Annotated in this window: 26 protein-coding genes; 20 read left to right on the top strand and 6 right to left on the bottom strand. The window is 67.5% G+C overall.

Annotated features, from left to right (window positions below; genetic code table 11):
- Positions 1-132 precede the first annotated feature (132 nt).
- Together EJC77_RS18200 and EJC77_RS18195 are read left to right on the top strand one after the other, a co-directional pair.
- A complete protein-coding gene (locus tag EJC77_RS18200) occupies positions 133-648 on the top strand; it encodes a hypothetical protein (protein WP_205787481.1) in 516 nt (171 codons plus the stop codon).
- 112 nt (positions 649-760) lie between these two features.
- On the top strand, positions 761-1,297 hold the full coding sequence (locus EJC77_RS18195) for a hypothetical protein (protein ID WP_125616040.1): 537 nt from the start codon (positions 761-763) through the stop codon (positions 1,295-1,297).
- A 534-nt stretch (positions 1,298-1,831) separates the two neighbouring features.
- Here EJC77_RS18195 and EJC77_RS18190 read toward each other — a convergent pair.
- Both EJC77_RS18190 and EJC77_RS18185 read right to left on the bottom strand, forming a co-directional pair.
- Positions 1,832-3,100: an MFS transporter gene (locus EJC77_RS18190; protein ID WP_125616037.1), complete on the bottom strand. Its 1,269-nt coding sequence runs from the start codon at positions 3,098-3,100 to the stop codon at positions 1,832-1,834.
- Positions 3,093-4,133 (bottom strand): Gfo/Idh/MocA family protein, encoded by a 1,041-nt coding sequence (locus tag EJC77_RS18185; protein WP_125616035.1) that lies wholly within the window; start codon positions 4,131-4,133, stop codon positions 3,093-3,095. Before EJC77_RS18185 ends, EJC77_RS18190 begins: the two co-directional genes overlap by 8 nt.
- Positions 4,134-4,264: 131 nt before the next feature.
- Between EJC77_RS18185 and EJC77_RS18180 the strand changes: the two genes are divergently transcribed.
- The 5 genes from EJC77_RS18180 (at position 4,265) to EJC77_RS18160 (ending at position 9,893) form a co-directional block, all read left to right on the top strand.
- The gene (locus EJC77_RS18180) at positions 4,265-5,749 is read left to right on the top strand and encodes an amino acid permease (RefSeq protein WP_125616032.1); all 1,485 of its coding nucleotides are present in this window, start codon (positions 4,265-4,267) and stop codon (positions 5,747-5,749) included.
- 129 nt (positions 5,750-5,878) lie between these two features.
- Positions 5,879-7,087, top strand: coding sequence for an aspartate transaminase (locus EJC77_RS18175; protein WP_125616029.1), 1,209 nt, complete (start codon positions 5,879-5,881; stop codon positions 7,085-7,087).
- Positions 7,088-7,116: 29 nt separating this feature from the next.
- On the top strand, positions 7,117-7,791 hold the full coding sequence (locus EJC77_RS18170; RefSeq protein WP_125616026.1) for a 4-carboxy-4-hydroxy-2-oxoadipate aldolase/oxaloacetate decarboxylase: 675 nt from the start codon (positions 7,117-7,119) through the stop codon (positions 7,789-7,791).
- A gap of 58 nt (positions 7,792-7,849) precedes the next feature.
- Positions 7,850-8,794, top strand: a complete 945-nt coding sequence (locus EJC77_RS18165) for a 2-hydroxyacid dehydrogenase (RefSeq protein ID WP_125616046.1) — start codon at positions 7,850-7,852, stop codon at positions 8,792-8,794.
- 418 nt (positions 8,795-9,212) lie between these two features.
- Positions 9,213-9,893, top strand: a complete 681-nt coding sequence (locus tag EJC77_RS18160) for a hypothetical protein (RefSeq protein WP_125616023.1) — start codon at positions 9,213-9,215, stop codon at positions 9,891-9,893.
- Between the two features lie 56 nt (positions 9,894-9,949).
- Here EJC77_RS18160 and EJC77_RS18155 read toward each other — a convergent pair whose 3' ends face one another.
- The 3 genes from EJC77_RS18155 to EJC77_RS18145 all read right to left on the bottom strand — a co-directional run bounded on the left by EJC77_RS18155 (position 9,950) and on the right by EJC77_RS18145 (position 11,632).
- Positions 9,950-10,216, bottom strand: a complete 267-nt coding sequence (locus tag EJC77_RS18155; RefSeq protein WP_125616020.1) for a type II toxin-antitoxin system RelE family toxin — start codon at positions 10,214-10,216, stop codon at positions 9,950-9,952.
- On the bottom strand, positions 10,213-10,476 hold the full coding sequence (locus EJC77_RS18150) for a type II toxin-antitoxin system Phd/YefM family antitoxin (RefSeq protein ID WP_125616018.1): 264 nt from the start codon (positions 10,474-10,476) through the stop codon (positions 10,213-10,215). The genes EJC77_RS18155 and EJC77_RS18150 overlap by 4 nt, the downstream gene beginning before the upstream one ends.
- Before the next feature lie 250 nt (positions 10,477-10,726).
- Positions 10,727-11,632 (bottom strand): LysR substrate-binding domain-containing protein, encoded by a 906-nt coding sequence (locus tag EJC77_RS18145; protein WP_125616015.1) that lies wholly within the window; start codon positions 11,630-11,632, stop codon positions 10,727-10,729.
- A 208-nt stretch (positions 11,633-11,840) separates the two neighbouring features.
- Here EJC77_RS18145 and EJC77_RS18140 point away from each other — a divergent pair, with 208 nt between their 5' ends.
- From EJC77_RS18140 to EJC77_RS18095, 10 genes are all read left to right on the top strand, one after another.
- Positions 11,841-12,629 (top strand): LamB/YcsF family protein, encoded by a 789-nt coding sequence (locus EJC77_RS18140; RefSeq protein WP_125616012.1) that lies wholly within the window; start codon positions 11,841-11,843, stop codon positions 12,627-12,629.
- A gap of 1 nt (position 12,630) precedes the next feature.
- Positions 12,631-13,347, top strand: a complete 717-nt coding sequence (locus EJC77_RS18135) for a 5-oxoprolinase subunit B family protein (protein WP_125616010.1) — start codon at positions 12,631-12,633, stop codon at positions 13,345-13,347.
- Positions 13,344-14,360 carry a 5-oxoprolinase subunit C family protein gene (locus EJC77_RS18130; protein ID WP_125616007.1) on the top strand — a complete coding sequence of 339 codons (1,017 nt, stop codon included), beginning with the start codon at positions 13,344-13,346 and terminating at the stop codon, positions 14,358-14,360. The genes EJC77_RS18135 and EJC77_RS18130 overlap by 4 nt, the downstream gene beginning before the upstream one ends.
- A gap of 51 nt (positions 14,361-14,411) precedes the next feature.
- Positions 14,412-15,752, top strand: coding sequence for an MFS transporter (locus EJC77_RS18125; protein WP_125616004.1), 1,341 nt, complete (start codon positions 14,412-14,414; stop codon positions 15,750-15,752).
- 47 nt (positions 15,753-15,799) lie between these two features.
- On the top strand, positions 15,800-16,552 hold the full coding sequence (locus EJC77_RS18120; protein WP_125616001.1) for an SDR family oxidoreductase: 753 nt from the start codon (positions 15,800-15,802) through the stop codon (positions 16,550-16,552).
- Positions 16,553-16,664: 112 nt separating this feature from the next.
- Positions 16,665-17,132 (top strand): thioredoxin-dependent thiol peroxidase, encoded by a 468-nt coding sequence (gene bcp, locus EJC77_RS18115; protein ID WP_125615998.1) that lies wholly within the window; start codon positions 16,665-16,667, stop codon positions 17,130-17,132.
- 237 nt (positions 17,133-17,369) lie between these two features.
- A complete protein-coding gene (gene uraD / locus EJC77_RS18110; protein WP_125615995.1) occupies positions 17,370-17,867 on the top strand; it encodes a 2-oxo-4-hydroxy-4-carboxy-5-ureidoimidazoline decarboxylase in 498 nt (165 codons plus the stop codon).
- Positions 17,864-18,205 (top strand): hydroxyisourate hydrolase, encoded by a 342-nt coding sequence (gene uraH, locus EJC77_RS18105; RefSeq protein ID WP_125615992.1) that lies wholly within the window; start codon positions 17,864-17,866, stop codon positions 18,203-18,205. The genes uraD and uraH overlap by 4 nt, the downstream gene beginning before the upstream one ends.
- Before the next feature lie 3 nt (positions 18,206-18,208).
- Complete coding sequence (gene pucL, locus EJC77_RS18100; protein WP_125615989.1) at positions 18,209-19,114, top strand: factor-independent urate hydroxylase; 906 nt, start codon at positions 18,209-18,211, stop codon at positions 19,112-19,114.
- A gap of 121 nt (positions 19,115-19,235) precedes the next feature.
- Positions 19,236-20,759, top strand: coding sequence for a nucleobase:cation symporter-2 family protein (locus EJC77_RS18095; RefSeq protein ID WP_125615986.1), 1,524 nt, complete (start codon positions 19,236-19,238; stop codon positions 20,757-20,759).
- A gap of 115 nt (positions 20,760-20,874) precedes the next feature.
- Here EJC77_RS18095 and EJC77_RS18090 read toward each other — a convergent pair whose 3' ends face one another.
- On the bottom strand, positions 20,875-21,624 hold the full coding sequence (locus tag EJC77_RS18090) for an SDR family oxidoreductase (protein WP_125615983.1): 750 nt from the start codon (positions 21,622-21,624) through the stop codon (positions 20,875-20,877).
- A gap of 163 nt (positions 21,625-21,787) precedes the next feature.
- Here EJC77_RS18090 and EJC77_RS18085 point away from each other — a divergent pair, with 163 nt between their 5' ends.
- The 3 genes from EJC77_RS18085 to EJC77_RS18075 are packed head-to-tail and all read left to right on the top strand — an operon-like array spanning position 21,788 to position 25,348.
- Positions 21,788-23,923: a DUF6541 family protein gene (locus EJC77_RS18085; RefSeq protein ID WP_125615981.1), complete on the top strand. Its 2,136-nt coding sequence runs from the start codon at positions 21,788-21,790 to the stop codon at positions 23,921-23,923.
- Entirely contained in the window at positions 23,923-24,372 is a 450-nt protein-coding gene (locus tag EJC77_RS18080; RefSeq protein ID WP_125615978.1) for a GtrA family protein, read from the top strand. Before EJC77_RS18085 ends, EJC77_RS18080 begins: the two co-directional genes overlap by 1 nt.
- Positions 24,373-24,421: 49 nt before the next feature.
- The gene (locus EJC77_RS18075; RefSeq protein WP_164520485.1) at positions 24,422-25,348 is read left to right on the top strand and encodes a glycosyltransferase family 2 protein; all 927 of its coding nucleotides are present in this window, start codon (positions 24,422-24,424) and stop codon (positions 25,346-25,348) included.
- Positions 25,349-25,398: the final 50 nt, after the last annotated feature.

The raw sequence follows: 25,398 nt of genomic DNA, 5'->3' as shown, positions 1-25,398 counted from the left end.
ATCAAGGCACTCGACGCACTCACCCGACTCGCCACCGGCCAACCCTGGATCCCCACCACCACCTGACCAGTTACCGAAAAAATTGGTGAGCTAGAACGAGGAGCAAAGATGTTCAGTTTCAAGCGATCAACAATGACCACGATGGCCGCGGTAGCCGTGCTTGTACTCGGTGTTTTCGGTACTTCACAAGCCGCTTCGGCAGCGGTTCCCCCTAGTCAAAGCGCGCAATCGTCCTCAACCTCATCGCCGCCGACGACCGACGCTCCAATTGCGATTCCCATGGTCGCCGTCCCGCACGCGAGCACGACGACTGGAGCGAAGCCCAACATTGTGATTCCCGGGAGCTGCGGCACCGCGTTCTTGTATCCGAGTAACGGCGGGAATCATGTCCATTACGACTTCGGATTCGAGTACCTCAACAACGGTCCATTCTATGTCAACGCCCACGTCGGAGCAACGAATGAAGACAATGGCGAGGCCGCTGTAAACAGCTTCAGTGAAGCGTCGTTCTCAAGTTCGTGGGAGAAGCAGGGGAACCTCTACACGGGCACCGGAGAGAACGAAGTTTCCGCATATATCTACGTGTTTGGGTTTCTTTACGATTGCGTGAGCTCTCCGAACCTTCACCAAGCGGTCTACGTCTACTAGGCCACGAATCAGCAGAGTGTGACAGTTGCGATAGGCAGCTGACCAATTTGGTCGCTCGGGAACTCTGCCGAACCTTGAAGGAGTTTAGGAGCGCTGAGAGGCCGGTGGATGGATGCGAAAAGTAACTAACCCAAGCGGGTTTGACCCCGCCAAGGTCTTCTTCTCCATTCCCCTGGCGCAGGCCAGAGAGATCGCTTCGCGGGTGGCGGCTCCCGTGGTGGCTCAGGCTGCAGGGGCGGGCGAGCTATTGAATGTCAGTGGGCAGGAAGTTCTTCGCGATGCTCTCGCGGGCGAGTTCCCCAGCCTCTCGGCGGATGAGCTTTTCCGCCTCGCCGAGGAGGTGACTGGGACCGCCCACATGATCGCCACTGTCGAGTGGCGCAATGCGGGACACCACCCGCAGGACAGCCCGACAATCGCGCTGCCAGCACTTGAAGGTGCGTTGCTGATCCACCTGCACGCGTCCCCCGAATCTGTGCCCGCCCAGCTCTGTGCCGCCAAGTGGGAAGAACATGCAACGCTCTACAAGCACTCCTATTTCCGGCCGCCGGACCCTTCTAAGGATGCGATGCGGCAGTGGGCTCAACTGGGTAGGCAGCATCAACAATCCATGTACGAGTATTGGCAGGCACTGCAAGCTAACCCGTGAAAAGCCCTCCGCCGAGAAGTCCTGCGACCCGCTAAAAAAGCGCGTGCGCTGCTGGAGGAGGAGGCCCTCAGAATGTCATGGGTGTGAACGCCACCTCATCGGCAGAGCACTCCTCCGCGCCGTGTCATGGATTTTACCCGGCATCGCACGCTCACTGTCCAGGCTGCGGATCAAGGCGGGATCGATGGCGTGGTCTTCCAGCGATCTGTCGCCGGGTTTGGAGGTGGGGGAGGCCCCAGGGCCCCGGAAAGGTCTCGTGTTAGCAGGTCAGCAGGCATGCGAGGGCTCGTTGTGGGTCGCGGGCGTGATGTCGTAGGGCGATGGTGTCCCAGCCGTCCAGCCGTAGCAGGCTGATGGCGGTGCGCAGGGTGGCCATGACCCGCGGGGTGTGGCCCGGTGCGGACCTGGGAGCGGTCCTCGGCATTATTCCGAATTCGGAATAATGCCGTAGCCCGCGCCGAACTCGGCGCGGGCTACGGCGGCTATAACGAGGACCACGAATTCTTCGGCTACAGCCAGTCCATCTGGCTCCCGCTATTGGACGCCCTTGATCTTCACCACGAACACGGCCCCGAGCAGGCCGATGACGGCGGCCACCACGTACAGCGTGATGTAGCCGCCCAGGTACGCCACCAGTGGGTAGGCGATGACGGGGGCGATGACCTGCGGCAGCGAGTTGGCCACGTTGATGACGCCCAAGTCCTTGCCGCGGTCCGCGGCACTGGGCAGCACCTGGGTCAGCAGGGCGAAGTCGACGGCCAGGTACGCGCCGTAGCCGACGCCGAGCACGAGCGCGCCGACCACGGCGCCCGTCCACGTCGGCGCGAACGCGAGGATCAGCGCGGCCAGCGCGATGATGGCGGACGACCCGATCACGAACGGCTTGCGCCGGCCCACGCGGTCCGTCCACAGGCCACCGAGCACGGCCGTCAGGAGCGTCATGACCGCGTACAGCCCGGTCAGGATCAGCACGCCGAACGCGGGGTTGTCGAACTTGACCGAGTCGCGCAGGAAGAACAGCAGGTACAGCGTGACGAGGTGGTTGCCCACGTTGACCAGGAACCGGGTCAGCCACGCCCAGCCGAAGTCGGGGTGCTTCCGCGGCGAGATCCAGAACGCAACGAAGAACGTGACGACGGCGTCCCACGCGCCGCGCCACGAGCGCGCCCCGCGCGTGCGCGGCGGCAGCCGGTGGTCGTTCGACAGGAACAGGTAGGGCACGATGCCGACGGCGAGCGCGGCGGCGGAGAGCCCGTAGCCCAGCGGATAGTTCCCGCCGGCCACGGCCCCGACGGCGGCGCCCGCCAGGATGCCGACGACGGTGCCCATCGACACGAGTCCGCCGACGCGCCCGCGCTGCCGGACGGGCACCTGGTCGGGGACCGCGGCGGTGACGGCGGCCAGCGCGCCGTTGCAGCCGAGCTGGACCAGGCACCACAGCGCCGTCATGGCCGCCACGGTGGGCGCGCCGGCCAGCCCGACCAGGCCGATCACGCCCAGGACCGCCCCGATGAGCACCCACGGGACGCGGCGGCCGAACCGGGACGTGGTCCGGTCGGAGAAGGTGCCGAAGATCGGGTTGGCGACCAGCGACACGGCCGCCCCGGCACCGGTGACAAGGGCCAGCACGCCCTCCTTGTTCGCCTCGTCCAGCGCAATGGCCTGGACGCCGAGCAGCACCTGGATGGGGCCGAAGAAGGCCGTGTTGATGCCGACGTTGACGAGGATGACGGCGAACGTCCAGCGCGCCCTGACCAGCGTCTCCGGCTCGGCCAGCGCGGCCCCGGGCGCCTGACTAGCCATGGTCGCGCACCCCCTGTCCCAGCACCGCTTCGATGATCCGCAGCGCCGCGACCGAGTCCGCCGGGTCCACGGGCACCGGGCCGCCGGCACGGATGGCGGCCGCCAACTCGTCATAGTAGGCGGCGAAATTGCCGCGCTCGGTCGGCACGGGGACGGTGTCGCCGTCCACGCCCAGCACACCCCACGCGTCCTCGGGGTCGACGCCGTACAGCGCATCGCCCGGCAGGATGCCAGCCTGGAGCTGGGCCTCCTGGCCGTCCGGCGCCCACTTCACGTACGCCGCGTCCGAGCCGAGCACGCGCAGTCGCGGCCCCCGCGAGGCGGCGGACAGGTTCATCCACAGGTGCGACACGACGCCACTGTCATGGGTCAGCGCAACGAACGCGTCGTCGTCGTTCTTCCCGCCGGGCCGCCGCGCGGCCACCTCGCCGTAGACGCGGGACACGGGGCCGAACAGCACCAGGGCCTGGTCGATCAGGTGGCTGCCGAGGTCGTACAGCACACCGCCCCCGTCCGCGGGCGTCGCGGCCGCCTTCCACGGCTTGCCCGCCCCCTGCCGCCGGCGCTCCAGCCGCGACTCGAACCGCTGCACCTGCCCGAGCGCGCCGTCGGCCAGCAGCCTGCGCAGGGTCAGGAACTCCCCGTCCCAGCGCCGGTTCTGGTAGGTCGAGAGCACCCGCTCGCGCGCCGCGGCGAGCCCGATGAGCGCCTCGCCCTCGGCGCTGGTCACCGTGAACGGCTTGTCGACGACGACGTCGGCCCCGGCCTCCAGCGCGGCGTGCGCCCGCGCCGCATGGGTGGCGGGGGGTGTGGCGACCACGACCAGCTCGAGGCCCGGCACGCCGGCGTCCCACTGGTCCCAGGACAGGATTTCGGCGCCCGGGTGGGCGGCACGGGCCTCGTCGCGGCGGCCCGGGTCGCCGGTGACGATCACCGCCAGGTCGAAGCGCGCGTTGGCGGCGAGCGCGGGGGCGTGGAAGACGCGCCCGGCCAGGCCGAATCCCAGCAGGGCGGTGCGAATGGGCGGTGTCATGGATCACAGATTACCGGCCCGGCGCCCCGGGTTCCGCGCCCGCCGGTCCGGGGCACTCCGGTTGGGGCGTTATTGTATTCAAAGACATTTGTTACCCCGGTCACCCATCGGTGACCTCGAAGGACCCATTCATGACGCCACAGCAGCCCACACCCACGCCCGCCACCACCACGATTTCCCCGGATTCCGGCGGTCCCGAGCTCAAACGGGCCCTGTCCAACCGGCACATCCAGCTGCTGGCCATCGGCGGGGCGATCGGCACGGGGCTGTTCATGGGCTCGGGCAAGACGATCTCCGTGGCGGGGCCCTCGGTCATCTTTGTATACATGATCATCGGCTTCATGCTGTTCTTCGTCATGCGGGCCATGGGCCAGCTGCTGCTCTCCAACCTGAACTACAAGACGTTCAGCGACTTCGCCGGGGACCTGCTGGGCCCGTGGGCCGGGTTCTTCACCGGCTGGACGTACTGGTTCTGCTGGGTCGTCACGGGCGTGGCGGACGTGATCGCCATCGCCGGCTATTCCCGGGAACTGATCCCGGGCATCCCGTTGTGGATCCCCGGCGTGGCCACCGTGCTGATCCTGCTGCTGCTGAACCTGCCGTCCGTGGCCTCGTTCGGCGAGACGGAATTCTGGTTCGCGCTGATCAAGATCGTGGCCATCGTGGCGTTGATCGTCGTCGGCCTGGTCATGATCTTCACCGGTTTCAGCTCCGAATCGGGCGTCGCCTCGTTCACGAACCTGTGGAGCCATGGCGGCTTCTTCCCGCACGAGTTCATGGGCTTCGTGGCCGGTTTCCAGATCGCCGTGTTCGCGTTCGTCGGCATCGAACTGGTGGGCACGGCGGCGGCGGAGACGAAGAACCCGGAGCGCAACCTGCCGCGCGCCATCAACGCCATCCCGGTGCGCGTCATGCTGTTCTACGTGGGCGCCCTGATCGTGCTCATGTCGGTCACGCCGTGGACCGGATTCCAGGCGGGCAAGTCCCCGTTCATCGGCATGTTCACGCTGGCCGGGCTGGGCATCGCGGCCACGGTCGTGAACCTGGTGGTGCTGACCAGCGCCATGTCCAGCGCCAACTCGGGCATCTACTCGACCTCCCGCATGGTGTTCGGCCTGGCCAAGGACGGCGACGCGCCGAAGGTGTTCGCGAAGCTGTCCGCCCGCCACGTGCCGCGCAACGCGCTGTTCCTGTCCTGCGTGCTGCTGCTCTCCGGCGTCGTCCTGCTGTACGCGGGCAGCGACGTGGGCCGGGCGTTCGACATGGTCACGACCGTCTCGGCGCTGTGCTTCATGTTCGTGTGGTCGATCATCCTGGCCAGCTACCTGGTGTTCCGCAGGCGCCGCCCCGACCTGCACCGCGCCTCGACGTTCAAGATGCCCGGCGGCATCCCCATGGTGGTCGTCGTCTACGCGTTCTTCGCGTTCATCCTGTGGGCGCTGACCACCCAGGCGGACACGCTGGTGGCGCTGGCGGTGACCCCCGTCTGGTTCCTCATCCTGGGCGCGTCGTACGCGCTCATGCGCCGCACCCCGCACCACCAGGCGCGCATGGCGCTGTGGAGGCAGACGACGGCGGAGGAGAGAACCGCTGCCGACGCGCCGGCGTCGCGGTAGCCCCGGGGTCATAAGATCCCCTTATCCGTTCACGCACAATAGGTCTTATCCCAACACGCAGCCAATCCGTAGGCTCGAGGCGTGGCCACCAGTACCGGTGGCCGCGCCTCGAGACCTTCGGAATGGACCATGCCTGACTTTTCCCCCGCCGACCGCGTCACCCGGATCAAGCCCTCCCCCAGCGTGGCCGCCGCGGCCCGCGTCCGTGAACTGAAGGCCGCGGGCCGCACGATCCTGGACCTGACGGTCGGTGAACCCGACTTCGACACGCCGGCGCACATCAAGGACGCCGCCGTCGCCGCGATCGCCGCCGGCGAGACCAAGTACACCTCGGTCACCGGAACGCCGGCCCTGCAAGCGGCCATCCTGGACCGGCTGGCCCGGCACACCGGACACCGGTACACCCCCGCCGAGCTCACCATCGGCGGCGGGGCCAAGCAGGTCATCTTCGTCGCCCTGCAGGCCACGCTCAACACCGGCGACGAGGTCATCGTCCCCGCACCCTACTGGGTTTCCTATCCGGACATGGTCCTGGCCAACGACGGCACCCCCGTCATCGTCGACTGCCCGGAGGAGGCCGGTTTCAAGCTCACGCCGCGCGCACTGGCGTCCGCCATCACGGACCGCACGAAGTGGCTGCTGCTGAACGCCCCCGCCAACCCGACGGGCGCCGTGTACACGGTGGCGGAGCTGCGCGCCCTGGCCGCCGTGCTCGACGGACACCCGCACGTGAGCGTGCTCGCCGACGAGATCTACGATGAGATCCACTTCGGCGCCGGCCGCGTCCACTCCCTCGTCGAGGCCGCCCCCGAATTGCGTGGGCGCGTGCTGCTGGTCAACGGCGTGTCCAAGGCCTATGCCATGACCGGCTGGCGCCTGGGCTACGGCGCCGGACCGGAGCCACTCGTGGCGGCGATGAACAAACTGCAGTCGCAGATGTCCTCCTGCCCGTCGTCCGTCAGCCAGGCGGCCGCCGCGGCGGCCCTCTCCGGCGACCAGGGCTTCGTGCGCGAGTCCGTGGACGTGTATCGCCGCCGCCGCGACGCGCTCGTCGCCGGCATCAACGCCATCGACGGGCTCTCCTGCGCCCCGGCCGACGGGGCGTTCTACGCCTACGTCAACTGTGCCGGGCTGCTCGGCAAGTCCACGCCCGCCGGCACCGTGCTGGCCGGCGACGAGGACGTGACGCTGTACCTGCTCGATGCCGCGGGGGTCGCCGTGATCCAGGGCTCCGCCTACGGGCTCTCCCCCTACCTCCGGCTGTCCTTCGCCACCTCGCTCGACGTGGTCGACGCCGCCGTGGCCGCCATCGCCGCGGCCGTCGCCGACCTCAACTGACCATCCCGACCACCCCAAGGAAGTACCCCGTGATCCACGTCAAGACCTCCGTCACCCGCCCCTCCGCCGACGTCGTGCGCCGCCTGGCGAAATTCTCGTCGGCCACCATCCACGAGGCCCAGGGTCGCCGCGGCGCCCTGAGCTCGCGCATCAAGCCGATCGACCGCTCCATGCACTTCTGCGGCCCGGCCGTGACCGTCCGATGCGCCCCGCAGGACAACCTGATGCTCCAGGTGGCCATCCACTACGCCACGGCGGGCGACGTCGTGCTCGTCTCGGCCGGTGAGTTCGGCGAGGCCGGCACGTTCGGCGACGTGCTCGGCAACGCCATGGCCGCCAAGGGCATCGCGGCCATGGTGACGGATTCCGGCGTGCGCGACACGGCCGACCTGATCGAGCTGGGGCTGCCCGTGTTCTCGGCCAACGTCGCCATCCGGGGCACCGTGAAGGAAACGCTGGGCCCGATCAACCACCCGCTGGTCATCGGCGGCGAGATCGTGTACCCCGGCGACATCCTGCGCGGCGACGCCGACGGCATCGTCGTCGTGCGCCGGGACGAGGCGGAGGAGGTCATCGCCCTGGCACAGGCCCGCGTCGACGCCGAGGACGAACAGATCCGCCGCTACCGGGCCGGCGGCACGACGATCGAGCTGTGCAACCTCACGGACAAGCTCAAGGCCAAGGGACTGTTGGTTGAGGACTGATTCTTCCGGCGGTTCAGCGCCATCGTTCCTCGTCACCACCGAGCTGCCGGCCCCGGGCATGGACATCCTCGCCGCGGCCGGCCGTTGCACGGTCCCCGAGGGGGCCCTCGGCCCGGGTGAGTTGGCCGCGCACTGCGCCTCCGGCGAGTTCGACGTCGTCGTCGCCCAGCTCGGCGACGACCTCGGCGCGGCGACGCTGGGCGGGGCCAGGATTCGCGGCATCGCCAACTACGCGGTCGGGTACAACAATGTCGACGTGGCCGCCGCCACCGCCCGGGGCATCATGGTCGCCAACACCCCGGACGTGCTGACCGACGCCACGGCGGACCTCACCCTGCTGCTCATGCTGGGGACGGCCCGGCGAGTCGTCGAGGCGGACGCGTTCATGCGCGCCGGGCACTACACCGGGTGGCATCCGCGCCTGCTGCTGGGCGCCGACGTGTCCGGCCGCACCCTGGGGCTGGCCGGCTTCGGGCGCATCGCCCGCGCCGTGGCACGCCGGGCGCTGGGCTTCGGCATGGAAGTCATCTTCGCGCCCCGGCCGCCGGCGCACCGGACCGTGGGCCGGGCCGAGCTGGGCGAACTCGCCGGCCGCGTCCGCCAGGTCGACTGGCCCACGCTGGTGGCGCAGAGCGACTTCCTGTCCCTGCACGTGCCGCTCACCGAGCAGACCCACCACCTTGTCAATGCCCCGGTGCTGGCCGCCATGAAGGACACAGCGATCCTGGTCAACACCGCCCGCGGACCGGTGGTGGACGAGGCCGCACTCGTGGAGGCCCTGCGCACGGGGAGCATCGCGGGCGCCGGGCTGGACGTCTACGAGCACGAACCGGCCCTGGCCGACGGGCTGGCCGCGCTGCCGAACACGCTGCTGCTGCCGCACCTGGGCAGCGCCACCGTCGCCGTCCGCGCGGCCATGGCGAAGCTGTGCGCCGAGAACGCGGTCGCCCTGGCCGCCGGGCGGATCCCGGCCCACCCGGTCAACCCGGAGGCGTGGGGCTGACCTCCTCGGGGCGTGCGCCACGGCGTCGGCCGCCACGCTCCTGTCCAGGGACCCCTTGAACTTGTCGGGTGCGACCTGGACCGACGGGCGCAGGGTGCGTGCCACCGTTGACCTTGAGGACCACGAGCCGCGCAGAGTCCATCGTGTGTTGGATTGAGCGGTACTGTGGCCGATATTGGGGGTGCGGCGTGGACGATAAGCCGATGCATGAGGCGGAACGAATCAAGCTCTCCTCGATCCTCCTCGGACTGGTCACCGAAGCCACAGCGTTGGCCGAGGCGGCCATTGGCCCCGTGCCGCCGGCGACAAGCAAAGCCGGCCGGCAATTGGCGGACCCGCCCACGACGACATCTTCTTCACCTTGCTTGCCGGCCTCGACGCGAAACCCCTGACAAAAGGGGAGACAGGCCCGGCCACGATGGCATACAACCTGCTGAGCGAGGCAATCAAGCTGCCGGGCAGTCAGATCTACTCGGAAATGTCCGCGATCACCCATGGGCAAGGCCCTGGCGTCAACATCTTTGTCAAGGGCTCGGATTTTGTGCCGGGATCGCTCATTGCACGTGGGGTGCAGCTTGAAATATCTCGGGACCTGCTGCTCGGGTACGCTGCCCCACTGGTCTCCTGCACCCTGTATGTTTTCGAGGCACTCATCGGTGATTTTCAGCCGAATGCAGGCGCTCAGCACAAATGGCGTGCCGCGAATACACGCATGGAGCAAATGTGGAAGTCCGACCCTTGGACGCTTCCTCGCCTGAAGTCGTCAGCACCAGCCATTCCCTGGCGCGGCCGATCAGCTGAGCGACTGGGCCGTCTATCCGGCGCGTGGGAACGAGCAAAAAACAGCCAAAATGCAGGCATTGAGTGGGTGCGGGGCGACCTTGAACCCACCCAGCCGGCCCAACAGCGACTGCGGTTCGCCTATGGCGTCATCCAGGAGATCGAGACCGCCCAGAGCAAGCGCGTCGCCCAGGCGTGGGCGTTGTCGATCAACCCCCGGCTCGGTTTCGAGTCGCCGATCAAGGCGATCCGCGAAGACCGCTTCCAGGAAACGGCAGCCGCAGCCCAGGCGCTGCTAGAAGACGCCTGCGACGGGTGAATCGCCGGCAACGCACCCTGCCTCGGCCAGAAGAACCCGCCGGAGCATTACGAGGGTCAGCGCTTCTGGTGGATGTCCCGGCGGTTGCCGACCGCGACAACAAGCACGGTGAGGACTGCATCGTTAATTTCATAGATGACTCTGAAGTCACCGGTGCGGACCCGCCATTCCCCATCGCCGCCGACGAGCTTCTTTGCCCCGGGCGGCCGTGGATCGTCGGCCAGCAGTTCAATGGCAGCGGCGACACGGCGGCGGCCCTGAGGATCGAGCTTGCGAAGCTGGCGAAGCGCCGCCTGGTCAACCTGGACGACGTACCGCGTCACAGGAGCCCCAGGTCTGCCTTGACCTCATCCCACGGAATCGGGGCTGCGCCAGCTGCACGTTCTTCCCGCGCGGCCTCGGCGGCGTGCAGGTCTTCGAGGTCCTCGGCAGCAGCCAACAAGCGGGCAAGGTCCTCGGCGTCGATCACTGCGGCCAGGCGCTTGCCGTGCTTGGTCAGCCACACGGGATCGTGCTCCATGCGGGCGGTGTCCACGGCTTTGGCCAAGTGAGCCCGAGCCTCGGTCAGAGTCATATCAGTCATGGTTCCAGCGTAAGACGGAACATACGAAATGTACAGATAGTACATTTCTCGTCGATAACAGCCGTAGTACGTAGACGGTTGGCTCAGGTAGTACTCGGGCTGCTGTCATCGGCCAATGGCGTTACGGACCTCGCTGAACTTCTCGGCGGACAGCATGTTTTGGGCATGGCACACCACAACCTGATCCCATGTTCCCGGGACGCGCCCCTCGTGCGGGACGGCGCGTCCTCGCCATACGTGTATGGCTTTCCTAGGCGCCGAGGATCTCGGCCAGAACCTCCTTGAGCACGATCAGCACGGCGGCCGCGGCCTCCGACATCGGCTCGTGGTCGGGGGTGCACAGCGCGATCTTGCAGTGCAATCGCGGTTCGACGATGTGCAGCATCCGGAACTCCCCCTCGAGGAACAGCGCCTCGGCCGCCGACTGCGGCAGGACGGCCGCTCCCAGGCCGGCGCGCAGGAGCTGTTCGAGGGCGGACACGGACTCGACCTCCCCGCGCAGGTCCAACGGCAGGCCATGGCCGGCCAGGCTCGTCTCAACGATCTGCCGGAGCGTGTGGATCCGCTCCGGCAGGAACAGCCCCAACCGGGAAACCTCACCCAAGGTAATTTCACCGGAATCGGCCGGGCTTTCCATCGATCGATTCGCCACAAGATAAAGATCCTCCACCACGATGGTGGTGAATTGAACACCCTGGATGCGACCCGGCTCATAAATGATCGCCATATCCAACCGGCCATTCTTGACGGCCTCGCTGATGATGCCGCCGAAGGTCTCGGTGAAGTGCACGATCACGTCCGGGTACCGGCGATTGACCTCGCCGAGGATCCGTGGAGCCAGCGTCGAGGCCATGCTGTACGGGGCGATGGCCAGCGACACCCGGCCGCTGGGCGCCGCGCCGGAGGCCTCCACATCATGGCGCGCCTGTTCGACCTGGCGCAGGATGCTTTGCGCGTGCCGGTACAACGTGGTGCCGGCGGCCGTCGGTTCCACGCCTTTCTTGCTGCGGATCAGCAGGCGCTGTTTCAGCTCGCTTTCAAGTGCCGACACCTGCTGGCTCAGGGCCGGCTGGGCCACATGCAGTGCCGCGGCCGCCTTCGTGATGCTGCCGGAATCGACGATCTTGACGAAGTACGCCAGCTTCCGCGTGTCCATCCGCGATCCCTCCCCTCACCGGCCTCCGTCGGGCGGCCGCCACAGCCAATTCTACGGTCCACCCATGCCATAAGAAACCACTATCACATGACACGGAAAACGTCTTTGTGTGAGCCGCCTCTCACCGCATATATTTGAAGCTCAGTCCAGGAATTTCCCTCCCAGGAAATCCCTCTTCCAATTTCCAGGCATTTCAGGTGAAATACAAATGGGCCAAATGATTGATCTCGTGGCGGATCTCGGCGAGGGATTCGGCGCGTACTCGCTGGGCGACGACGACGCCCTGCTGGATGTGCTCTCCAGCGCCAACATCGCCTGCGGATTCCACGCCGGGGACCCAGACATCATGGACGCCACGGTGGCCGCCTGCGTGCGACGCGGCGTCGGCATCGGCGCCCACCCCAGCTTCCCCGACCTGCGTGGCTTCGGCCGGCGCGCCATGGACCTGGCCGCCGACGAGGTCCGCACGGACGTGCTGTACCAGCTCGGCGCCCTGTCGGCGTTCGCCGCCTACCACGGCGGCCGCGTCGCCCATGTTGCCCCGCACGGCCGGCTCGGAAACCTGGTCACGACCCGGGCGGACTACGCGGCGGCCGTTGCGGACGCCGTCGCCGCGACGGACCCGTCCATGATCGTGCTGACCCAGGACGGCGAACTGGCCGGCGCGGCCCGTGCGCGTGGCCTGCGCGTGGGCATCGTCGGCATCGTCGACCGCGCCTACCAGCCGGACGGCAGCCTGCTGCCGCGCAGCGAGCCCGGCGCGGTGATCCACGACGCCGGGGCCGTCGTCGCGCGCACCGTGCGGCTGGTGCGCGAGGGCGTGCTCGACGCCGTTGACGGCACCGATGTCCACGTCGAGGCCGACACCGTCCTGCTGCACGGCGACAATCCGGGGGCCCTGGACGTCGCGAGGCGCATCCGCGCCGCCCTGCTGGCCGACGGCGTCACGATCGCGCCGCTCGCGCGCGTCCTTGACGCCAAGTCCGCGGCGGCCTGAGATGGGCTCCTCGCCGGTCGCACCGGTCCTCGTGCATGAATCCGGCGACTCGGCCCTGCGCGTTGTCGCCACCGGCCCCGACGCGGCCTGGTCCACGGTGCACCGCTTGGCAGACTGGCTGGACGCCGCCGGGGCCGACGGCGTCCATGGCGTCGTGCCCACGTACGACTCGCTACTCGTCGAATTCGACCCGACCCTGATCTCGGCCCGGCAATTGCGGGCCTTCCTCCAGCTCGGCGTCCGGCAACTGGCCAATGACGCGACACCGGACCGGGCGCCGCGCGAGTTCGACGTCCCCGTGGTCTATGGCGGATCGTACGGCCCGGACCTGGCGGCCGTCGCGCAGATCCAGGGCCTGGACCCCGAGGACGTCATCAACCTGCACTGCGCGAAGACGTACGTGATCCGCTGCCTCGGCGCACCGGCGGGCTCACCCATGATGGACGGCCCCGACTTCCCCGTCCCGGTGCCGCGCCTGAAAGATCCCCGCTTGAGCGTGCCCGCCGGCGCCGTGGCCGTGGCCGGCCGGCAGGCCGTCATCGCCCCGGCCACGGCGCCCGGCGGCTGGCAGGTCATCGGCCAGACGCCGTTGTCCCTGCTCGACCTGGCCCGCGAGCCACTGGTGCCCTACGCGCCGGGGGACATCATCCGCTTCCACCGGGTCGCCGAGTCCGCATTCGACATGCTGTCCGGCCGGTCCCTGGCGGCGTCCCGGTGAGCGGCGTGCTCCAGGTCCGCCGCGCCGGCAATTCCCAGGTCACCGACCTGGGCCGCTTCCGCGGGCCCCGCTTCGGCCTGCCCGTCAACGGCGCGCTGGACCAGTGGTCCGCCCGGGCGGCCAACATCCTGGCCGGCAACGACGACGACGCGGCCCTCGTGGAGATCACCGCCTTGGACTTCACCGCCGCCACGACCTCCGACCTCCTCATCGCCGTCACCGGGTCACCGGCCACGGTGCGGGTGGGAGGGCGCCCGGTCCGGCAATGGGAACCCGTATCCGTCCGCGCCGGGGAGACCATCCGCGTCACCGGCATCACCGGCGGCCTGCGCACGTACCTGGCCGTCCACGGTTCCCTGGGCGCGCCCCGCCTGTTGGGCAGCTGCGCCCCGGACACCGTCATCGGGTTCGGGCTGCGCCTCGCCGACGGCCACGAGGTCGCGACCCTGGCCAGCGTGCGGCCGATCCGCCAACCCTACTTCGACCTGCCCCTGTTCCGCCTCGGCCCGAGGCGGCCGGACTTCACCGCCCCGCGCACGGTCTGCGTCACCGATGGTCCGGATGTGGACGAGTTCGGCGACTCCGCGCACCTGCTCTTCGAGGCCCCCTACGTGGTCAGTGCCCGCAGCAACCACATCGGCCTGCGCCTGGGTGGGGAACTGCCCGAGCGGCAGTCCAGTGGCGAGGTGCTCTCCCGCGGTGTCCCGGTCGGCGCCGTCGAGGTGCCGTCCCGCGACGAGCTGCTCGTGTTGCACCGCGGACGCGGCGTGACCGCCGGCTATCCGGTTCTGGCCGTCGTCACGAGCCTGTCCCTCGACACGCTCGCCCAGGCCCGGCCCGGCGACGCCGTCATTTTCCGCAAGACCGGCACCGCCGAGGCGGCGGCCGCCTTGCGCGCCGCCCGCGCCGAGCTGGACACCCTGCGCCGCACCGTCAACACGGTGTTCTCCGCCCTCGGCGTCGCCGCCCGGGCGGACAACGACCCGGCGGCCCATGTGGCCGCCGGCGCCTGACCCTCGCCTCCCCGGCCCTCCCCTGCTAATGTCCAATCAGATAGGAACGCCATGACTGCTTCACCCCGCGTGTCAACGCACACCGACGGTCCGCTCACCGGCCGCCAAACCCGCAAGGTCGTCCTCGCCGGCTGCGTCGGCATCTTCGTCGAACTGTACGACAACGGCATCTTCGCGTTCATGGCCGGCGTGCTGGCCATGGTCTTCCTCGCCCCCGGGAACCCGGACGCCGCCCTCCTGTTCGTGTTCGCCGGCTACGCCGTGTCCTTCTTCGTCCGCCCGCTGGGCGCCGTCGTCTGCGGATACCTCGGCGACCGGATCGGGCGCCAGCGCATGCTCGTGTTCGTCATCATGCTCATCAGCGCGGCATCCGCGGCCATCGGCGTGCTGCCGCCGTACGCGGCCATCGGTGTCGCCGCGCCCGCGCTGCTGGTGCTGCTGCGCCTCGTGCAGGGTTTCTCGGTCGGCGGCGAAGCGGCCGGCGCCATGACATTCCTGGCCGAGCACTCGCCGGAGGGCCGGCGCGGCCTGATCACCTCCTACGCGCAGATCGCCTCCTTCGCCGCCCTGCTGACCGGCACGCTGCTGGCCTGGTCCATGTCCCCGTGGCTGACGCGGGCCGCGATCGACGGCGGCGGGTTCGGCGCGTTCGCCTGGCGCATCCCGTTCCTGGTCGCCATCCCCATGGGCGTGATCGGCTGGTACATCCGCAAATCCATCAGTGACACGCCGCGCTTCGAGAAACTCAAGGAGGAGGGCGGGCTGTCGAGGAACCCGCTGAAGGAGGCCTTCGCCTCGCGTGAGCACCGCCGCGCCATGCTGCTGGCGCTGTTCATCCCGCTGATGAACGGCTCCGGCTACTACGTCTTGTTCTCCTACATGCCCACGTTCCTCAAGGGCAAGGCGCTGCACTTCAGCATCGGCGAGGCCCTGGTCGTCACGGCCTGTTCCCTGGTCGTCATCTGCTTCGCCATCCCGGTCATGGGCGCGCTGTCCGACCGGGTCGGACGCAAGAGGGTCATCGCCGGATCGGCCATCGCCATGGCCATCATCGGCATCCCGGCCTACGGACTCATCGCCACGGGCAACATGGGCCTGGCCATCCTCGGCGCCTGCCTCATGGCCGTCGTGTTCGCCGGGCACACCGCCGTCATCCACATCCTGCTCGTGGAGCTGTTCCCGACCCGCGTGCGCTACTCCGCCTACGGGCTCGGCTACAACGTCTCCTCGGCCGTCTTCGGCGGCACGGCGCCGCTGCTGATGACGTGGCTGATCACCAGCACCGGCAACATCTACATGCCCGCGTTCTACGCCGTCGTGACCGCGCTGGGCACGCTGATCGCCGTCAGCACCGTGAAGGACCGCGCGCACGAGCCGCTCCGGGACGCCTGAGAGCGCCGCCCCACCACCCCACGCACGATCCACCAGAGAGAGACACCATGCCCTTTTCCGACTACTCCACCGCCCTCGTCACCGGCGCCTCGACCGGCATGGGCGCGGCCATCGCCGAGCGCCTCACGAAACGCGGCCTCACCGTGCACGCGCTGGCCCGCAACGGCGAACGCCTCGGCGAGTTGGCCGACCGCACCGGCGCGGTGCCGCACGTCGTCGATCTCACCGACACCGCGGCCGTCGAGGCCGTCGTCGATGGGCTCGAGGTCGACGTGCTGGTCAACTGCGCCGGCGTCTCCCGCCCGGGCAACCTGCTCGACGCCGCTGCGGCCGACGTCGACGAGCTCATCGACGTCAACCTCCGCGGGCTGCTCCAGCTGACCCGGCTGGTGCTGCCCGGCATGGTGGCGCGCGACCTCGGCCACATCGTGAACATCAGCTCCATCGCCGGGCTGTACAACTTCTACGGCCACACCGTCTACCATGCGACCAAGGCCGCCGTGCACCAGGTGTCCCGGCAGCTGCGCAACGACACGGTGGGCAAACGGATCCGCGTCACGGAGGTCTGCCCCGGCAGGGTCGAGACGGAGATCTTCGGCCGCAACCTCGGCGGCTCGCCGGAGGACATGGCCACCGCGTGGGAGGAATTCTACGAGGGCTATGAGTCGCTGACGACGGACGATATCGTGAACACGGTGGACTTCGCCATCGAGGCGCCACGGCATGTCAACCTGGGTCTGATGGAGATCATGCCGACGTTCCAAGTGCCGGGGGGACTGGTCTTCGACCGCCGCGGCTGACCCCCGCCGCGGCCGACGCACGATATTGACGGGCCCCCACCACAGTCATAGTCTTATTCCATATGACAAGATTCCATTCTCACCATACGGAATGGTTGATCGAAGGAGCGCCATGACCACCCCCCTGACACCCGGACAGCCGGCCCCCGGCTTCACCCTGCCCACCGCCGACGGCACGAACGTCTCGCTTTCCGACTTCGCCGGCCGCCAGGTCGTGGTGTACTTCTACCCGAAGGCGGCCACGCCCGGCTGCACCACGGAGGCGTGCGACTTCCGCGACAGCCTCGCCGCGCTCCAGGGCGCGGGCATCGACGTCGTGGGCATCTCCACGGACGCGCCCGGGGCCCTCGCGGCCTTCGCCGGCGACTTCGAGCTGAACTTCCCGCTGCTCTCCGACGCCGACCACGGCGCGGCCGAGGCGTGGGGCGCCTGGGGCGAGAAGGAGGTCAACGGCAACAAGTTCTTCGGCACCTTGCGCTCCACGTTCGTCATCAATGCGGACGGGACGATCCGCACGGCGGAGTACAACGTCGCCGCCGACGGCCACGTGGCCCGGCTGCGCACCGAACTGGGCCTGTAGCCCGCTCAACCAGGGCGCGGTTAAGCACCGAAATCCGCGGGTTTCGGTGCTTAACCGCGCCCTGGTTGCATCTTCGGGGGGCCCAACGTCAACAATTGGCGACCGAGTGGTTGACATCACGGACGTGATGCGGTTCACTATTCATATGCTGAAATAACAGTTCCACGATACGAGAAATTGTTTTCGTATAGCCTACGCCGTGGATGCCAGCATTGAATGACCAAGGACTGCCAAGCAATGTTGCTGGAGCAACTGAACGACGCCGCCCGGGCCGATGTGGCCACCGCGCTGCGCCCATGTATTGACATCCAGCGGTGGATCGATGACATTTCCGCCGCCCGCCCCTTCGCCAGCCTGGACGCGCTGTTCCAATGCGCGCTCACGGCCGCCGACCCGTTCACCCCGGGCGAGATCGACGCCGCCATGGCGCACCACCCGCGCATCGGCGAACGTGCCGCCGGGTCGAGCGCCGAGGCCGAGCTGTCCCGCCGGGAGCAGGCCGCCGTCGACCCCGCCGACCACGACGTCATCACGGCGCTGGCCGAGGGCAACCGCGACTACGAGGCGAAATTCGACCAGGTCTTCCTCATCCGCGCCGCCGGCCGGACCCCGCAGGAGATTCTCGACGCGCTGCACCGACGCCTGGAGAACACTGCCGAACAGGAACAACTCATCGTCGCCCAGCAGTTGCGCGAGATCGCGCTGCTGCGACTCAAAGGAGTGATGAGCGCGTGAGCGTTTCCCATGTGACCACCCACATTCTGGATACCGCGACGGGCCAGCCCGCCGCAGGTGTCGCCGTCGAGCTGCAAGCCCGCGACGGCGAGGCATGGGTCCGGATTGCTGCGGGCAGCACCGATGCTGACGGGCGGGTGAAAGACCTTGGCCCCGAGCGACTGCAAACCGGCGCATACCGATTGCGGTTCGACACGGCGGCCTACTTCGCCGGCATCAACACGGACACCTTCTTCCCGGAAGTGGTCCTGACCTTCGCGGTTGAGCAGGAGCAGGCGCACTACCACGTGCCGCTGCTGCTGAGCCCGTTCGCCTATTCAACATACAGAGGAAGCTAGACCATGAGCGAGAACATCATCCTGGGCAAGAACCAGTACGGCAAGGCCGAGGTCCGAGTCGTGAAGATCACCCGCGACACCGACCGCCACGAGATCGAGGACCTCAACGTCACCTCGCAGCTGCGCGGGGACTTCGACGCCGCCCACCTCGAGGGCGACAACGCCCACGTCGTGGCCACGGACACGCAGAAAAACACCGTGTACTCGTTCGCCCGCGACGGCATCGGCTCCCCCGAGGCGTTCCTGATCCGCCTGGGCAACCACTTCACCAGCGAATTCGGCTGGGTCACCGGGGGACGTTGGGAGGCCGAGCAGTACGCCTGGGACCGCATCCAGGCCAACGGCGCCGGCCACGACCACTCGTTCGTGCGCAACGGCCGCGAAGTGCGCACGGCCGTGCTCGTCAAGGACGGCGACAAGACCCAGCTGATCTCCGGGCTGAAGGACCTGACGGTCCTGAAGACCACGCAGTCGGGCTTCGTCGGCTACCCCAAGGACAAGTACACGACCCTGGCGGAGACCACAGACCGCATCCTGGCCACCGACGTGTCGGCCCGCTGGCGCTACAACCCGGCCGCCATCGCCGACATCGACTTCAACAAGGCGTACGACGACATCGCCGCGTTGCTGCTCGAGGGCTTCACCGAGGGCTACTCGCACGCCCTGCAGCACACGCTGTATGAGATGGGCAAGAAGGTCCTCACGGCCCACCCGGAGATCGACGAGATCAAGTTCTCCATGCCGAACAAGCACCACTTCGTCGTTGACCTGAGCCCGTTCGGCCAGGACAACCCCAACGAGGTGTTCTTTGCCGCGGACCGCCCGTACGGGCTGATCGAGGCCACCGTCCTGCGCGAGGGCGGCAGCGACGCCGGCAACGCGTGGGAGGGCATCACCGGTTTCTGCTAAACGCAGTCACCAGCCGTCAAACGGTTTGGGTGGGCGGGGGTAGCCGCCCCCGCCCACCCGTCACGGCAGCTCCCAAAGCGGGTTGTCGTTATACAAGGGTAAGCAGACGAGGAGGTCCGCTATGACCAATCGAAAGAATACGGCCACGGCCGCGAAACCGGCCCGGCCGGAGGACGAGAAGCTCGGCATCGGCGCAAGCTTTGCGTACGGGTTCCAGCACGTGTTGACCATGTACGGGGGCATCATCGCCGTGCCGTTGATCGTCGGCCAGGCGGCCGGCCTCAAGTCCGCCGACATCGGCCTGCTCATCGCGGCCTGCCTTTTCATGGGCGGCCTGGCCACCCTGCTGCAGACCATCGGTGTCCCGTTCTTCGGGTCCCAGCTGCCGCTGGTGCAGGGCGTGTCGTTCGCGGGCGTCGCCACGATGGTCGCCATCGTCAACGGTGGCGGGGGGCTCCCCTCCGTCTTTGGAGCCGTCATTGTGGCGTCCTTGATCGGGCTCGCCATCACACCGATCTTCTCCAAGATCATCCGATTCTTTCCGCCGGTCGTCACGGGCACGGTCATCACGATCATCGGCCTGACGCTGATGCCGGTGGCCGCCAACTGGGCCATGGGCGGGAACAGCAAGGCCGCCAACTATGGCAGCCCGGCCAACATCGGCCTGGCCGGCCTGACCCTGGCCATCGTGCTGCTGTTGAGCAAGCTCGGCAATGCCACGATCTCCCGCCTGTCCATCCTGCTGGCCATGATCATCGGCACGATCGTCGCGTTCTTCTTCGGCATGGCGGACTTCTCCAAGGTGGGCGTCGGCCCGATCGTGGACTTCCCCACCCCGTTCCACTTCGGCCTGCCCCATTTCGAGATCGCGGCCATCATCTCGATGGTCATCGTGATCCTCGTGACGCTGGTGGAGACCTCCGCGGACATCCTGGCCGTCGGCGAGATCGTCGGCACCAAGGTTGACTCCAAGCGGCTCGGCAACGGCCTGCGCGCCGACATGATCTCCAGCTCCGTGGCCCCGATCTTCGGCTCCTTCACGCAGAGCGCGTTCGCCCAGAACGTGGGCCTGGTGGCCGTCACCGGCATCAAGAGCCGCTTCGTGGTCTCCGCCGGCGGCGTGATCCTGGTGATCCTGGGCCTGCTGCCCGTGATGGGACGCGTGGTCGCGGCGGTGCCGACGTCGGTCCTGGGCGGAGCGGGCATCGTCCTCTTCGGCACGGTGGCTGCCAGCGGCATCCGCACACTGTCCACGGTCAGCTACAAGAACAACATGAACCTGATCATCGTCGCCACGTCCATCGGGTTCGGCATGATCCCGATTGCCGCCCCGACGTTCTACGACAAGTTCCCCACCTGGTTCGGCACCATCTTCCACTCCGGCATCTCGTCCGCCGCGGTGATGGCCATCCTGCTGAACCTGCTGTTCAACCACCTGAAGCGCGGCAACCCGGAGAACCCGTCGGTGTTCGCCGCCGCCGGCACCGGCCGGGAGATCTCGGCCGAGCTCCTGGCGTGCCTGCAGAACGGCGACCGCTGCGAGAACGGCAAAATCATCGACGCCGAGGGCCAGGAAGTGCCCGTCACGGGCCAGGTCCCTGTCACCGAGCCCGTCAAGGAGCCGGAGCCCAAGCCGGTGCATTGAAGAGAGCGGCGGCCCCGCCGCTGATCTGACAGTGTCCAAGTACGACGGCGGCACCCACCGCGCGCTTCCCGCGCGCGGTGGGTGCCGCCGTCGTACTTGTCTTTTCAGCCGTGCGCTAGCCGCGGCCGATGAACGGCATGCCGGCCGCGGTGACCACGAGCGAGCCGATGTTCGCCGATGCCGACAGCTGGGCCATGAACAGGACCGTGCGGGCCGCCTCCGCCACCGGGAAGGTCGGCTCGACCCGGCGGCTGCCGTCGGCCTGCAGGGCGCCCTCGCCGACGCCCAGCGTCTCCATGATGGCGGTGGCCGTGTTGCCGATGTCGATCTGGCCGGCGCTGATGCCGAACGGGCGCCCGTCCAACTCGATCGACTTCGTCAGGCCGGTGATGGCATGCTTGGTGACCGTGTAGGCGGCGGATTTGGGCCGGGGCGAGTGTGCGGCGATGGAGCCGTTGTTGATGATCCGCCCGCCCTGCGGCGACTGTGCCTTCATGGTGCGCACGGCGGCGGCCGCACAGAGCAGCGATCCGGTCAAGTTCACGGCCACGGTGGCGTCCCAGTCGGCCGGGGCGATCTCGTCCACGGAGCCGGCCGGGCCCACCACGCCGGCGTTGTTGAACAGCACGTCCACGCGGCCGAACCGCGCCACGGCCGCCGCGAACAGGGCCTCCACGTCCGCCGGGCTCGTGACATCCGTGGCGACCACCAGCGCCTCCGGATGCCCGTCCGCCGTCTCCTCGAGGGCCTCTTCGCGCCGCCCGGCCAGCGCCACGCCGAAGCCGGCGGCCAGGAATTCGCGCGCCACGGCCCGGCCGATCCCCGATCCGGCGCCCGTGACGACCGCGACGGGACGGGCTGTCATGGCTTCATTGTGCACGTCATGTCCTTTCGATGGTGGAGGGTTCCGCCAGTTCACGCCCAGTGTATTCGCGCTTTGATCGGCGGCGAAGCCGCGGCGCAGCGGGCCGTCCACGGTGGCTACGCTAAAATGGCATGGGGCAACGCGGAGCGGTTCGCTCGACGACGTGAAAAATACGGAAGGCGGCTCGATGGCGTTCGGCCCTGTGCTGTGGTCTGCGGTACTGATAATCCTCGTCTGGTGGGGCCCGGGCTGGTTGATCGGGGAGGCACTCGGCATTCGCCGGATCTTCCTGCCGGCCGCCGCCCCGGCCATGGGCTTGGGCCTGCTGAGCGTGATCGGGGCCTGGGGCGACTACGTGCATCTGCCATGGAATCCCTTGTCGGTCGGCATCGCCGTCCTGCTCGCCTCGGCGTTGGCGTTCGGCATCCGGCTGAGCGTTCGTCGGAGGGGACGGCGTCTTCCGGGACCGGTACGAGCCGGCGGGACAAGGGTCTGGTGGCTGTATGGCTCGGCCGCCGTGGTCCTCGCCGGCGTCGTCGGCGGTTACACCTGGTTGCACGGGACCGCCGCCCTGCAGTCCATCAACCAGGACTGGGATATTCCGTGGCACGCGAACATGTTGCGCTTGATCGCCGACTCCCAGCAGTGGAGCCCCCATATCGCGGGGAACTTCGCCTATTACGACACCACCATCGCGACCGCTCCGATACGCAGCTATCCCATCGCCTTCCACGCGATCCTCGCCCTGGTCTGGCCCGCGTCGGGACTCACGATTCCCGGTTTCATCAATCTTTTCACCATGGTCCTGGTGGCGATCCAGCTGCCATTGAGCACCATGGCCCTGACCGCCGTGCTGGTGAAGAAGCCGCTGGCCGTGGCGGCCGCCGGCGCCGCCTCCACGTGGTTGACCGTTTACCCCTACGACCTGCTGTGGCGGGGGCCGCTGATCCCATTTTTCGCCGGCACCCTGATGGTGGGCCCGTTCGTGCTGCTGGCGACCCACTACGCACAAAACCGCCGGTGGCATGGCGTATTGGCGGTCGGTCTTGCGGCGGTCAGCGTGATCGCCGTCCACCCATCCCTGGCGTTCGTCGCGGCGCCGGTCATGCTGTGCTGGCTGGCCAGTCGTTTCGTGCACTTCAGGCGCCGGGCACTCGGCATGACGCTCTTCCTGCTGGCCGCAGGGGGCTTGGGCGCCATCCTCGCTGTGCCCATCATCCGCGAAATGCTGCAGGAGGCGTCCCGGGTCGCGCGAATGACGTGGCCACCGGACACCACCCCGCAGGGCGCCATCCGCAACGCCATCTTCCTCAGCCACGCCGACTCTCAACCCGTCTATGCGGCCACCGTGTTGATTGCCATCGCCGTGGTAGGCCTCCTGCTCCGACGCCGCGGCCGGTGGTACTTCCTGCCGGTGATCGGCTTCGGCGTCCTGTCGATCTTCACCATGGGCACGAACGCCAAGGGAGTCATCCGGTTGGCCGCGGCTCCGTTCTACGACGATCAATGGCGCATCGTAGCGGTTTACATCCTGCTGCTGATACCGCTCATCGGCGCCGGTGTCTATTTCCTGGCGTTCGGCGCCTACCGGCTATGGCGTGTCGCGGCCAGCCGACGTGCCGGTGCGGCCGAACCAGGCCGCCGGCACGCCGGCAATATACTTGCCGGCAACCGAGCGCTCCTGCCGACGACGGCACTCGGGCTTGTCATTCTGCTCGTCGCCGGATCGGTCAGCTCGGCCAACATCAAGACCAGCTACGCCCGGCTCGCCTGGACCAACAAGGTCACGGGCAGCACCCTGAATTCCGGTGAAATCAACCTGATGACCCACATCAGCCGGTGGGTACCCGAGAATGCCACGGTGTTGAACGATGCCTGCGACGGCTCGGTGTGGATGTACGCCCTGGGGGGACGGATGCCCATGATCCGGCATTTCGAGGTGATACCCACGCAGCGTCAACAGCTTCTGTTGACCTCTCTGCCGAAGTTGCCCACCGATCCAGCGGTACGGGCGGCGGCCGCGGAGCTTGGAATCGATTGGGTCTTTGTCGGCGAAGGGAGGATCCGCGCGGGGGACAAGCCAAAACCGGGGCTTGTAAACCTCGGTCATCTTCCCTTCCTCCAGCTGGTGGCGCGGGAGGGGAACGCCTCCCTCTACAAGATTGACTGGGCCAAGTTGCCCGGCGGCGCCGCGCAGGTGGCGGCCGATGCGCACGACCGGGTCTCCGAGCCGGGCGTGCCGGGCATCTGGAAGATGACGGATCCATCGACGGTGCTTGCGCACGGAGGAATCTGCTGATGGGCAAGGCCTGGATTTCAAAGCTCCTGAGCAGTTCCGCGGGGCGCTACCTGGTGATTGGTGGCAGCAGCTTTGTTGTCGACCTTGGTCTGCTCACACTGTTCTTCCGGGTCTTCGACTGGCCGCTGTGGGCGGCCACCGGTGCGGGGTTTTGGGGCAGCTTCTTCTACAACTACTTTCTCCAACGCCGCTTCTCCTTCCGCACCCAGGGATCGGTTCTGGGCGGTTTCGCCAAATACTCGGCCGTGCTGCTGTTCAACACGATCGCCACCATGGCAATCGTGGAGTTTTTTCAGTTTGCGGGCGCGGGATTCGTGGTCGGCAAGGTGGTCTCCACCGGCCTGACCACGATCTGGAACTACTATTTGTATAAATTGTGGGTCTTCGCCCATCGGGATGCCAAGAAATTATCCGTGACTAGCGTCGACCCCGAGACGTCACAGCCATGAATCGATAGGGAAGTCCAGAATGTATCGTGGTGTACGAATTGCTGCCGTCGTGCCGGCCTACAAGGAAGAGCGGCACATTGCCCAGGTCATAGAGACGATGCCGGACTTCGTCGACCATATTGTGATCGTCGACGACTGCAGCCCGGATCAAACGTCGGCCGCGGCCGAGGCAACCGGGGACCCACGGCTTCGACTCATCCGTCATGAGGCGAACCAGGGCGTCGGCGGCGCCATCCTGACCGCCCATCGCGCGGCCTTGGAATTGGGATCCGAAATCAATGTCGTGATGGCCGGCGACGCCCAAATGGACCCCGATTTCTTGCCTCAGCTGCTGGACCCGGTCGTCGACGGCTACGGTTTCGCCAAGGCAAATCGATTCTTTTCCGGCGAGTCGTTCGCCGGGATGCCCGGCTACCGGATCTTTGGCAACATCGTGCTGTCCTTCATGACAAAGTTCGCGTCGGGCTATTGGCACATTTTCGACCCACAGAACGGCTATACGGCCATTCGCGCCGAGGTGCTACGCCGCTTGCCGCTGAACAAGATTGCGGTCAGTTACAGTTTCGAAAACGACCTCCTGATCAATCTCAATATCCTGGACGTGCCCATCACGGACGTGCCGATCCCCGCGGTCTACGGCAACGAAGTATCCAGCATTAAACTTTCCCGGGTGATTCCGGAGCTTCTTTCCCTGCTGTTCGGGGGCTATTGGCGCCGCGTGTGGTGGAAATACATGGTGTGGTCCTTTTCACCGGTCGCGCTGCTGCTGTTGGCGGGCCTCGCACTCATCGTGCTCGGCGTCGCCGTCGGCCTGTGGGTGCTCGCCAACAGCATCGGCTCGCCGACCGCCGGCTCGGTCATGCTCGCCGTCGTGCCCTTCGTGTTGGGTGTGCAGATGCTGCTGGTTTCACTTCAACTGGACATCCAAGGCAGTCCCAACGTCGCCACCATGCACAAGTTGGGCGACGGTCACTAGTCCCAATGCCGTGTAGTTAGGCTGGGCGGGCTGGTGTCAAGACGTCGGGG

It is taken from the genome of Specibacter cremeus (assembly GCF_003946885.1).
GTDB classification, from domain to species: domain Bacteria; phylum Actinomycetota; class Actinomycetes; order Actinomycetales; family Micrococcaceae; genus Specibacter; species Specibacter cremeus.
Note: the sequence above shows the minus strand (reverse complement) of the source record. Positions and strands in the feature narration are given on the sequence as shown.

What these genes read in the sequence shown, in the direction of transcription:
- EJC77_RS18200 (WP_205787481.1), top strand. Translation starts at nt 133, where the DNA reads ATGACCACGATGGCCGCGGTAGCCGTGCTTGTACTCGGTGTTTTCGGT.
- EJC77_RS18195 (WP_125616040.1), top strand. Translation starts at nt 761, where the DNA reads ATGCGAAAAGTAACTAACCCAAGCGGGTTTGACCCCGCCAAGGTCTTC.
- EJC77_RS18190 (WP_125616037.1), bottom strand. Translation starts at nt 3,100, where the DNA reads ATGGCTAGTCAGGCGCCCGGGGCCGCGCTGGCCGAGCCGGAGACGCTG.
- EJC77_RS18185 (WP_125616035.1), bottom strand. Translation starts at nt 4,133, where the DNA reads ATGACACCGCCCATTCGCACCGCCCTGCTGGGATTCGGCCTGGCCGGG.
- EJC77_RS18180 (WP_125616032.1), top strand. Translation starts at nt 4,265, where the DNA reads ATGACGCCACAGCAGCCCACACCCACGCCCGCCACCACCACGATTTCC.
- EJC77_RS18175 (WP_125616029.1), top strand. Translation starts at nt 5,879, where the DNA reads ATGCCTGACTTTTCCCCCGCCGACCGCGTCACCCGGATCAAGCCCTCC.
- EJC77_RS18165 (WP_125616046.1), top strand. Translation starts at nt 7,850, where the DNA reads ATGGACATCCTCGCCGCGGCCGGCCGTTGCACGGTCCCCGAGGGGGCC.
- EJC77_RS18160 (WP_125616023.1), top strand. Translation starts at nt 9,213, where the DNA reads ATGGCATACAACCTGCTGAGCGAGGCAATCAAGCTGCCGGGCAGTCAG.
- EJC77_RS18150 (WP_125616018.1), bottom strand. Translation starts at nt 10,476, where the DNA reads ATGACTGATATGACTCTGACCGAGGCTCGGGCTCACTTGGCCAAAGCC.
- EJC77_RS18145 (WP_125616015.1), bottom strand. Translation starts at nt 11,632, where the DNA reads ATGGACACGCGGAAGCTGGCGTACTTCGTCAAGATCGTCGATTCCGGC.
- EJC77_RS18140 (WP_125616012.1), top strand. Translation starts at nt 11,841, where the DNA reads ATGGGCCAAATGATTGATCTCGTGGCGGATCTCGGCGAGGGATTCGGC.
- EJC77_RS18135 (WP_125616010.1), top strand. Translation starts at nt 12,631, where the DNA reads ATGGGCTCCTCGCCGGTCGCACCGGTCCTCGTGCATGAATCCGGCGAC.
- EJC77_RS18125 (WP_125616004.1), top strand. Translation starts at nt 14,412, where the DNA reads ATGACTGCTTCACCCCGCGTGTCAACGCACACCGACGGTCCGCTCACC.
- EJC77_RS18120 (WP_125616001.1), top strand. Translation starts at nt 15,800, where the DNA reads ATGCCCTTTTCCGACTACTCCACCGCCCTCGTCACCGGCGCCTCGACC.
- bcp (WP_125615998.1), top strand. Translation starts at nt 16,665, where the DNA reads ATGACCACCCCCCTGACACCCGGACAGCCGGCCCCCGGCTTCACCCTG.
- uraD (WP_125615995.1), top strand. Translation starts at nt 17,370, where the DNA reads ATGTTGCTGGAGCAACTGAACGACGCCGCCCGGGCCGATGTGGCCACC.
- pucL (WP_125615989.1), top strand. Translation starts at nt 18,209, where the DNA reads ATGAGCGAGAACATCATCCTGGGCAAGAACCAGTACGGCAAGGCCGAG.
- EJC77_RS18095 (WP_125615986.1), top strand. Translation starts at nt 19,236, where the DNA reads ATGACCAATCGAAAGAATACGGCCACGGCCGCGAAACCGGCCCGGCCG.
- EJC77_RS18090 (WP_125615983.1), bottom strand. Translation starts at nt 21,624, where the DNA reads ATGACAGCCCGTCCCGTCGCGGTCGTCACGGGCGCCGGATCGGGGATC.
- EJC77_RS18080 (WP_125615978.1), top strand. Translation starts at nt 23,923, where the DNA reads ATGGGCAAGGCCTGGATTTCAAAGCTCCTGAGCAGTTCCGCGGGGCGC.